Origin of the sequence: Clostridium sediminicola (assembly GCF_050402865.1) — a bacterium.
GTDB classification, from domain to species: domain Bacteria; phylum Bacillota; class Clostridia; order Clostridiales; family Clostridiaceae; genus Clostridium_AF; species Clostridium_AF sediminicola.
The window spans coordinates 1-8,894 of record NZ_BAABMF010000044.1 but is presented as its reverse complement, the minus strand read 5'-3'; the positions used below and the strand labels follow the sequence as shown (position 1 = coordinate 8,894).

Here is an 8,894-nt window from a genome sequence, read left to right as displayed (position 1 = left end):
TTTCTTAAGACCACAAGGAAGATTCAAACATCTATTCAAAAAAGGTAATGAACATCTAATTGCAGAAATGCAAGCTGAAGTTGACAGAAGATGGGAAGAACTATTAGTTAGATGTGGTGAAAAATAAACGTTAAAACCCCTTAATCGGGGTTTTTTATTTTACATGTAAATATATTGTAAATAAAAGCTTATAGCACGCTATATCGATGACTGTTGTGAAAATGTATGGTACAATTATCTGAGGGCTAGAAGTATACAACCTATAGCTAGTAATATTATATTTGGGGGAAAGCAATGGATGCTAAAAAGAGCGTTTCGGGAGATAATAGAGTTTTATTTTTAGATAAGATAGGGTATGGAGTTGGTAATTTTGGATTTGGTGTTGTATCTCAATTGATTTCCTCATATTTGGTTTTTTATTCAACAGCAATACTAAATATTCCTGGAGGACTTATTGGTATTGCAATAAGTATTAGTGTAGTATGGGATTCTATAAGTGATCCTTTAATGGGGTATATATCTGATAAAACAAACATTAAAGGTCTTGGTCGAAGACATCTTTATATTATCATTGGTACAATTGCAACGGCAGTTTTTAATATTCTCTTATGGATGATAGATCCATCTCTTTCAACTAATATAAAGTTCTTTTGGATATTGGTGGACATACTTATTTTAAAGAGTTTTATGACAGTATACGCAACACCATATACTGCTTTGGGAGCAGAATTATCAAATGATTATGATGAAAGAACGTCCATTCAATCAATAAAGATGAGCTTTTTTATGTTAGGGATTGCTTTTGCTACAGCAGTATCAATGGTTTTATTTTTCCGCCCAACTGAAAGTTTTCCTATAGGACAATTGAATCCAGAAGCTTATAAAAATATGGCAATTGTATCATCTATACTAATGGTGTTTTTTGGATTAGTATGTTTCTATTCGACAAAAAAATATATCAAAGTTTTACCTAAAAGTAATAAAAATGATAAAAGTGAAAATGCGCTAAAAAGCCTTTTTAATGCATTGAAAAACGAAGATTATAGGGTTGTTGTAATTGGATATTTATTTACCAATATTTCTTCTGCTATTCTTGGATCTGTGGGACTTCATGTCTTTACTTATACATTTTTAATGGGAAACTATAAGATAGCAATTATTTTAGGTATACAATTAGGTATGGGTATTATAAGTCAGCCATTTTGGCTCTGGTTTTCTAAGAAAAAAGATAAAAAACCAGCAGTAATCTTAGGATTAGTTTTATCAATAATTGCAAGTAGTTATTTTGTTATAATGGTATTTTTAAAAGAAATTGTCAGAGTGAATTTTACTTATTTGATTCCCTTTGCTCTGATTGGTGGATTTGGTACAGGTGGATTATTTACCTTGCCACTATCTATGATTGCAGATACAACTGATGAAGAAGAGTTAAATACAGGAAGAAGAATAGAAGGGGTATATTATGGAGGTATGACTTTGGGATATAAACTTTCTCAAGCAGTAGCAATATTTATTTTAGGAATGATATTGGATATTGTTAATTTTGATTCAAGTTTAGAAATTCAATCAGATTTTACAGCAATGGTGTTAGGTTTGATTTTAGGAATTGGTTGCATAATAAGCTTTTTACTTGCTGCAATGTCTTATAGAAAATACTCTATCACAAAAGAAAAAATGAAAATAATTCAAGAAGATATTGTTATAGCAAGGCAGCAAAATTTAATTCTAGAATATGATGAATAGAAAAAGTGCGGTAGTATTCCGCACTTTTATTTTTTTAAGGCATTTTTTGTGACAATAATATCAGATATTTCTAATTGTTTTTGATATTCTTCAATTTCAGATTTATAATCATCTATATTCAATTCTTCACCAGTTTCAATATCATAAACTTTCTTTTTATCACTAAAATAGTAGTATTCATCAGAAATGATTGAGCCATTTCTGAGCACAACATAACCTTTATTTGTGTTTAATATATCTTTCCCCAAGGCATAATCAGGCCTCATACCTAATAGATTAGCTACTGTTGGCATAATATCAATTTGTCCAGCTGTCGTATGGATTATATCGCCTTGTCTAACACCTGGATAGCGAAGTATGAAAGGAACTTTTTGTAGTTTAATCCACTCAGTATCAGAATTTTCAATATCCAAGTATTCTAATAAGTCAGTTTTCTTATTTATTGGAACTGCAAAGTGGTCACCATAAATGGCAATTACTGAATTATCATATAAGCCACGGGATTTCAGTTCCTCAATAAAAATGCCTAAAGTAATATCTGCGTAATGTGCAGCTTTTATATAATCTCCAATAAATTCTTCTTTATATTCACCAACATCAAATGTATCATTTTCAAATTTATAATCTCTAAATGTATCAAATGGATAATGAGTAGTTAATGTGATTAAGAAGTTATAAAAAGGATCTTTGGTGTTGATTTTATCAAAAGTCTGTTTAAAGAAAGATGAATCGCTAAGGGCAGTGCCATCCCAACCAAGTAAATCATCCATCTCATAACAACTAGAATCTATGAATTTATCAAACATCAAGTTTTCATACATTTGTCTTCTATTCCAGAATATAGATGAATAAGCATGTGATACATATGCATTATAGCCATTTGATTTTACTAACTTAGCTAAAGAAGGATAAGTATTTTCTGGATATCTATAATATACTGATCCTGCTTCAAGTGGGTATAAAGATGTATTGCAAAGGAATTCAGCATCAGAAGTACTACCATCTTCAATTTGGTAATAAAAGTTATCAAAGTATGCACTTTCTTTAATAAGCGCATTCATATTAGGTGTGATTTCTTCACCGTTAATTTTTCTGCCTATAACAAATTCTTGTAAGGCTTCAACTTGTACAATAATTAAGTTCTTATTTTTAGCAATTCCTGTGAAGGAATTATTAACTGAGTTATTGTTACTAATATAAGTGTTAACTGTTTGAACATCACTTTTAGTAAGAGCAGATTGTGTGAGTTTATCCGAAAAAAATTGTTTTACATCATTATAATGACCATAAAATATGCCCATATTTCTTGTAACATATCTTGATGTATCAGCTTTCTTATTTATATCAGCATAAGTAAAGCTAATTAAAAATAGGCTTAGTGAAAGAAAGGCTAAAAGTATTGAATATGCTACAGACTTTTTTGTGGTAAATTTATATAAATTTTTTTTAGATAGTTTGTTTGAAAAATAAATTAAAAACGGTAAATCTATTAAATATATAATGTCAGTAAATTTAAATAAGCCAAAGATAGAATTATTTACATTGGATATTAACTTTAAATCAAAACTAGAAAAAGCTGGTATGCTTAAGAGCTTTCTATAATATCTAAAAAAGTTAGTATCTACTAAAAGTAGAATAGAAATTATTATAGACCAAAAAAGAAGCCTATTATTTAATTTTTTCCTAGTAATTAGTAAAATAATCGATAACAATAAAAATAATGAACTAAGTGTTCCAGTTATCATTATAAAATTAGATTTACTAAATAAAGGAAAATTGTTAAGTCCAGTAGTAAAGTGAAAATATATACATTTTAATAAAATAGTTAATATGAAAAAATGTACAATTGAATACTTTGGTTTTTTAATAGTTGCTGAAATATTTAATTCTAATTTATCTTCCATAAAATCACCTTTCAAACCTAAAAATTTGTTAACTTACATTTTCTACATTATTAATTATAAATTTTGAAATCTTTTCGGATACTTTCAAATCTCTATAATTAAGTTGATTTTTTCGTATTTCTTTTAATTTAAGATAATCATCTTGAGTTAAATCTTTAATTATTTTAGGTAACTGTTTATAATTATCACAGTATACGCCTAAGTTATTATTTACCACAAAATCAGGGTTTTCTTTTTCTTGCCCTGGAAAAGCACCGGAAACAATGATTGGGATACAACAGTTAATTCCTTCCATTAAAACGTTAGGACTTCCTCTAGCTATTAATATATCTGATGTACTCATGTATTTTTCAACATTATTTATGTAACCTAATATTTCGATATCTTCTTTATAAGTTTGTTTTAAAGTAAGATCTAGTAGTTTTTTTAATTTTTCATTTCTTCCTGTAATTATAATAACTTTACAATTAAAATTAGATAAAAGAGTTTCAGCAGTTTTCTTTACATTACCGTTACCTTCACAACCATTCATAATTAGAAAGGTTAATTTGTCATTGATATGGGAAACATTTATTTTGTCAAATTCACAAAAATTTTCTCTCACTGGTAAATTAAATAGAATGATTTTTTCTTCTGGAACACCAAAACGCATTACTCTTTCTTTTGCTTCTAAAGTAGGACATATTGTATACATAGCATTTGGATCTGACCATAAGGCAGAAATGGAGACCAAATCCGCTACTTGAGTAACCACAGGAATTTCTAAATTGCTATCTTGTAGAATTTTAATTATAGAACCAACAAAGACAGCGTGAACGGAAACAATCAAGTCAGGTTTAAATGAGTTAATAACTTCTAAAAACCTTTTTTTGATAATTTTTGCGGTAAAAGAATTTACTTTTTTATGTTTATTTGAACTTATTTTGTATAAAAAACCCCAAAGTGATTTTGCATATATAGTCATAGGGACATACATTTTTCCGGTTTTTTCTCCTAGTTTTCCAGCTAGATAAAAGCCATCTATAACTTTGATGTCGATATCTGGTGATAGAATACCAAGTTTCTTACATATAGCTTCAGTTATGCTTTTGTGTCCATGACCTGTTAAGTCGGAAGAAATAAAAAGGACTTTTCTTCCCATAGTTATAACCCCCCTAAAGAATAGATGATTTAGATAATTAATGTTATGTTTACCAAACTATTCTTATTATATCAATATAAGATGTTTTTTTTCAAGTTTTCATCAATAAGAATTATAAATGTTTTGTAAATTATCTAAAATTAAGTAATGAAAATAGATGTTATATAAAACATTTTTTATAAATATATTAAAAATATGGAAAATACATGATATAATAACCTTATACCTCATGAAAGGGTGTTTTTAATGTATATTTCGAATTTAGAGAATGTCAATTTGAAGAAAACAATGACATTATTGAAGAATTTTATTATTCTTGCAGAGTTTAGATTGATACTGAGCAATAAAAGGATAATAGTGTATGATGAGTTTCATAAAATATTTGACATGAATAAAAAACAGCTAGAATTGAGTTTAGAAGAAGCGATAAATAGACTAGTTCCTATGGAGAATAGGGAAGAAACAATGATTATATTGAATGAAATGTATAAAAAAGATAAGATTGAACCATTTGAAATAAAAGGGCTAGTATTAGGAAAAGAAGAAAAATGGGTTAAAATTATCGCTGAGTATGAGTATGATAAAAATGGTAATAAAGAAAGTATTTACGGAATAATTATCGATATATCTGAAAGCAAAGAAAAAGAAGAAAATTTAAAAAAACTTATTACTTTAAGAGAATCAGTACTACAAATAGTACATTCAGTTATGGATACTACTAACCTTTTTACACTTTTCGATATTATAGTAGATAATGCACTTAAATCTATTCCAAAAGGGGAAATGGGAAGTGTATTAATTATGGATAAATTAGGGAATCTTACTATTGCTTCATATAGAGGAAATAATAATATTACTGATAGTTTTAGGATAAACGTTAAAGATTCTTTTATTTATAGAAAAAATAATGGAGATATTGAAAAATCAGCAATGATAAATGATGTTGAAGAAATGATAGATGTCGTATCACCTGATATTATTGATGCATCAGGAGGGCTTTTAGTTGGAGCTTCTATGAGTGTTCCAATTATGGTAAAAGGAAAGGTATATGGATTTCTAAATATTGATAGTAAAGAAAAAGGTGTTTTCTCCGAAAGTGATTTAGAGTTTTTGGAGCATTTAAGTGTACAAGCAGCTATAGCTATGGAAAAACAAATGCTATACGAAAGAACTAAGAAATTATCAAGATATGATGAACTAACGGAGGTTTGTAATAGAAGATATTTTAGAAAGATTTTTCAGAATGAATTAAGTAGAGCTAAAAGGTATAAAGAAGAATTTAGTTTAGTTCTTTTAGATCTTAATGCATTTAAATGGGTAAATGATACCTATGGTCATTTAATGGGCGATAAGGTTTTAGTAAAGTTTTCAGATTTATTGAAAGATAATTTTAGAAAATCTGACACGATAGGTAGGATAGGCGGGGATGAATTTGTAATACTTGTATTACATACTAAAGAAGAAACGGTGGTACATAAGATGGAAAGGTTACTTCATAAGTGTAAAAACCAAATTATAAAGGTAGGGGATAGATCTTTCAGCTATGATTTTAGTTATGGATTATCTTGTTATCCAAGAGATGGATTGACCTATAATGCTTTAGTTGATGCAGCAGATGAAAAAATGTATGAACAAAAAAAACACATTAAAAATAACAATAAATCAAAAGAGTAAAGCTTTATATAGCCAGACAGAGTTATTATATATTAGAAGCAAATCAAATGATTTGCTTTATTGTAATGCTACTAACAGTCTCTTTAGCCTAAATATTCTGGATTTTTCTGATGTTCTGAGCGTATTGCCTTCTGTAAAATTGTAAGGCTAATATTATTTTGATTTTTGTTAAGAGTACAGGGAAATTTTGCACCACATTTTTTACATAATAGATATTCTTTTTCAGTTAGTTGTTCTCGGTTTTCAAAAGAGTATGGTACTTCGTCTACATTTTTAGTTATTGGTTCAGTCTTTGGGGAATTAATGTCATAAGTATATATGTATGTTGCTTCACGTTTAATTTGAAAAAAAGTGTTATTACAGTTTGGACATGTTATAGAAGTGTTGATATTAATGCTCATAAATACAAATCCTCTCTTTATTGAGTATATTATAATTAAAACGATGTATAAGCTTGAAATGTTATTCTTTTATAAAACATAATATTATTTTGTTTTATTTTTATAATTTTATACCTTTTATATATACAAATAACTCTAACTATTAACTTAATATTATCAGAAATAAAATTCTGTGATATAATATTTCCTTGAGTGTGATAAAATGAATATTATTTGGGAGGTATTTGCGTTATGGAATTTAAGGAAGTAATAGAAAGAATAAATTATTTATATAATAAAAGCAAAAACGAAGAATTAACGAATGAAGAAAAAGTTGAACAGAAGGAATTAAGAGAATATTATATTAAAGTTTTTAAAAGTAATTTTAGAAATGAAATAAGTAAGGTGAAGAAAGTAAATTAAAAATTTTTAAATTAAGGAACTGTATTTAAATTGGAGGTATAATTATGGAGTATAAAGAAGTGGATACAGAAGAGGAAAAAGTTAAAAGGCATAGTAAAGTCGGAATATCATCTTTTGTAAGTGGAATTCTTGCAATAACTTTATTTTTATCCATTTCCACATTGCCTCTAGATGAAACTAATTCTGAGTTAGTGATTGGTATTATAGCCATATTTTCAGTGCTAATAGCTATGGTAGGAACAATATTGGGCATAATAGGAATTTTAAATAAGAAAAAGAAAAGAATCTTTGCTATTATTGGTGTAATACTTAACTTAATGTTAGTTTTATTTTTTATCGTATTGATGATATCAGGTTGATGAAATTAATAGAAACTTGTAATTTTAAAGAAAAAAATTATAAAAGTAAGGTGGCGGTATTTTGAATTACAATATTAATAAAGATTATATTACAAAAATTTTAGAAGATATTTTGAATACAGCAAGCCCAAGTGGATTTTGCCATGAGATAATGAATAAAATTGAGAAATATGTTAAGGAATTTGGATTTGAATTTGAAAAAACCAATAAAGGATGTGGCATCATAACTTTACCGGGTGGAAATAGTGACTACGTTATTGGTTTATCAGCACACGTAGATACCTTAGGAGCTATGGTTAGAGCAGTGAAAAATGATGGCAAGATTCGATTTACTACAATAGGTGGATATATGATGAGTACTGTTGAAGGTGAATACTGTACTATTCACACAAGAGATGGTAAAAGGTATTCGGGAACAGTTTTGACTACGCAACCTTCTGTTCATGTTTATAGTGAAGCAAGAAAGCAGGAAAGAAAAGAAGAAAACATGGAAATAAGAATTGATGAATTGGTAAACTCTAAAGAAGATGTTATAACATTAGGAATTGAAGCAGGAGATTTTATTTCATTTGATTCTAGAACATCAATTTTAGAAAACGGATTCATTAAATCAAGACATTTAGATGATAAAGCAGGTATAGGTGTATTATTTGGATTTATGGAATACATAAATAGAGAAAAAATTAAATTAAAAAATACAGTAAAAATTGTGATTTCTGTTTATGAAGAAGTAGGGCATGGAGCTTCGTATATTCCACAGGATATTGATGAGTTTATTGCTATTGATATGGGTGCTATGGGTGAAGACTTAAGTTGTACAGAACAACAAGTTTCCATTTGTGCAAAAGATTCTTCAGGACCTTATGACTACCATATGGTTTCAAGGTTTATTGAGATTGCTAAAGAAAATGAACTCAATTATGCAGTAGATATTTATCCTTTTTATGGTTCTGATGTATCAGCTGCTTTGCGTGGAGGAAACAATATTAAAGGAGCTTTAATTGGTCCAGGAGTACACGCTTCACATGGTATGGAAAGAACTCATATTGATGGGATAATTAATACCGTAGGATTATTGATAGGATATACAGTTTAAATATTATTAATAAGAAATAAAAAAACTCCAGTCGGGGTTTTTTTTAATGTATAGACCAGTTATAAAAAGTCAATAATTTTTTTCGAAAAATTTATTTTAAAAAATGGTACACTTAATAAACCATCATTTTTAAACAAACAATGGACAAAGATTAGTTTGGTAATGTACGTTAAA

At 27.9% G+C, this 8,894-nt stretch carries 8 protein-coding genes and 1 pseudogene; 6 read left to right on the top strand and 3 right to left on the bottom strand.

Going from position 1 to position 8,894, the window contains the following annotated elements; all coding sequences use genetic code 11:
• Together ACQ3F0_RS26380 and ACQ3F0_RS26375 are read left to right on the top strand one after the other, a co-directional pair.
• Nucleotides 1–127 (top strand): annotated as a pseudogene (locus ACQ3F0_RS26380) (pyruvate ferredoxin oxidoreductase); the annotation flags it as partial.
• A gap of 167 nt (nucleotides 128–294) precedes the next feature.
• On the top strand, nucleotides 295–1,743 hold the full coding sequence (locus tag ACQ3F0_RS26375) for an MFS transporter (RefSeq protein ID WP_428868808.1): 1,449 nt from the start codon (nucleotides 295–297) through the stop codon (nucleotides 1,741–1,743).
• Nucleotides 1,744–1,769: 26 nt separating this feature from the next.
• Here the strand turns inward: ACQ3F0_RS26375 and ACQ3F0_RS26370 are convergent, their stop codons facing one another.
• Both ACQ3F0_RS26370 and ACQ3F0_RS26365 read right to left on the bottom strand, forming a co-directional pair.
• Complete coding sequence (locus tag ACQ3F0_RS26370) at nucleotides 1,770–3,647, bottom strand: LTA synthase family protein (protein ID WP_428868807.1); 1,878 nt, start codon at nucleotides 3,645–3,647, stop codon at nucleotides 1,770–1,772.
• A 28-nt stretch (nucleotides 3,648–3,675) separates the two neighbouring features.
• Nucleotides 3,676–4,788 carry an MGDG synthase family glycosyltransferase gene (locus ACQ3F0_RS26365; RefSeq protein ID WP_428868806.1) on the bottom strand — a complete coding sequence of 371 codons (1,113 nt, stop codon included), beginning with the start codon at nucleotides 4,786–4,788 and terminating at the stop codon, nucleotides 3,676–3,678.
• A 246-nt stretch (nucleotides 4,789–5,034) separates the two neighbouring features.
• Between ACQ3F0_RS26365 and ACQ3F0_RS26360 the strand changes: the two genes are divergently transcribed.
• On the top strand, nucleotides 5,035–6,462 hold the full coding sequence (locus ACQ3F0_RS26360; protein WP_428868805.1) for a sensor domain-containing diguanylate cyclase: 1,428 nt from the start codon (nucleotides 5,035–5,037) through the stop codon (nucleotides 6,460–6,462).
• A gap of 83 nt (nucleotides 6,463–6,545) precedes the next feature.
• Here ACQ3F0_RS26360 and ACQ3F0_RS26355 read toward each other — a convergent pair whose 3' ends face one another.
• Nucleotides 6,546–6,863, bottom strand: coding sequence for a hypothetical protein (locus ACQ3F0_RS26355; RefSeq protein WP_428868804.1), 318 nt, complete (start codon nucleotides 6,861–6,863; stop codon nucleotides 6,546–6,548).
• Between the two features lie 231 nt (nucleotides 6,864–7,094).
• Here ACQ3F0_RS26355 and ACQ3F0_RS26350 point away from each other — a divergent pair, with 231 nt between their 5' ends.
• From ACQ3F0_RS26350 to ACQ3F0_RS26340, 3 genes are all read left to right on the top strand, one after another.
• Nucleotides 7,095–7,265 (top strand): DUF896 domain-containing protein, encoded by a 171-nt coding sequence (locus ACQ3F0_RS26350; protein ID WP_428868803.1) that lies wholly within the window; start codon nucleotides 7,095–7,097, stop codon nucleotides 7,263–7,265.
• Between the two features lie 44 nt (nucleotides 7,266–7,309).
• Nucleotides 7,310–7,624 carry a DUF6142 family protein gene (locus tag ACQ3F0_RS26345; RefSeq protein WP_428868802.1) on the top strand — a complete coding sequence of 105 codons (315 nt, stop codon included), beginning with the start codon at nucleotides 7,310–7,312 and terminating at the stop codon, nucleotides 7,622–7,624.
• A 61-nt stretch (nucleotides 7,625–7,685) separates the two neighbouring features.
• Nucleotides 7,686–8,720 (top strand): M42 family metallopeptidase, encoded by a 1,035-nt coding sequence (locus tag ACQ3F0_RS26340; RefSeq protein WP_428868801.1) that lies wholly within the window; start codon nucleotides 7,686–7,688, stop codon nucleotides 8,718–8,720.
• Nucleotides 8,721–8,894 lie beyond the last annotated feature (174 nt).

Coding starts and splice junctions, on each gene's coding strand:
- ACQ3F0_RS26360 (WP_428868805.1), top strand. CDS start 5,035: ATGTATATTTCGAATTTAGAGAATGTCAATTTGAAGAAAACAATGACA.
- ACQ3F0_RS26345 (WP_428868802.1), top strand. CDS start 7,310: ATGGAGTATAAAGAAGTGGATACAGAAGAGGAAAAAGTTAAAAGGCAT.
- ACQ3F0_RS26355 (WP_428868804.1), bottom strand. CDS start 6,863: ATGAGCATTAATATCAACACTTCTATAACATGTCCAAACTGTAATAAC.
- ACQ3F0_RS26365 (WP_428868806.1), bottom strand. CDS start 4,788: ATGGGAAGAAAAGTCCTTTTTATTTCTTCCGACTTAACAGGTCATGGA.
- ACQ3F0_RS26350 (WP_428868803.1), top strand. CDS start 7,095: ATGGAATTTAAGGAAGTAATAGAAAGAATAAATTATTTATATAATAAA.
- ACQ3F0_RS26370 (WP_428868807.1), bottom strand. CDS start 3,647: ATGGAAGATAAATTAGAATTAAATATTTCAGCAACTATTAAAAAACCA.
- ACQ3F0_RS26375 (WP_428868808.1), top strand. CDS start 295: ATGGATGCTAAAAAGAGCGTTTCGGGAGATAATAGAGTTTTATTTTTA.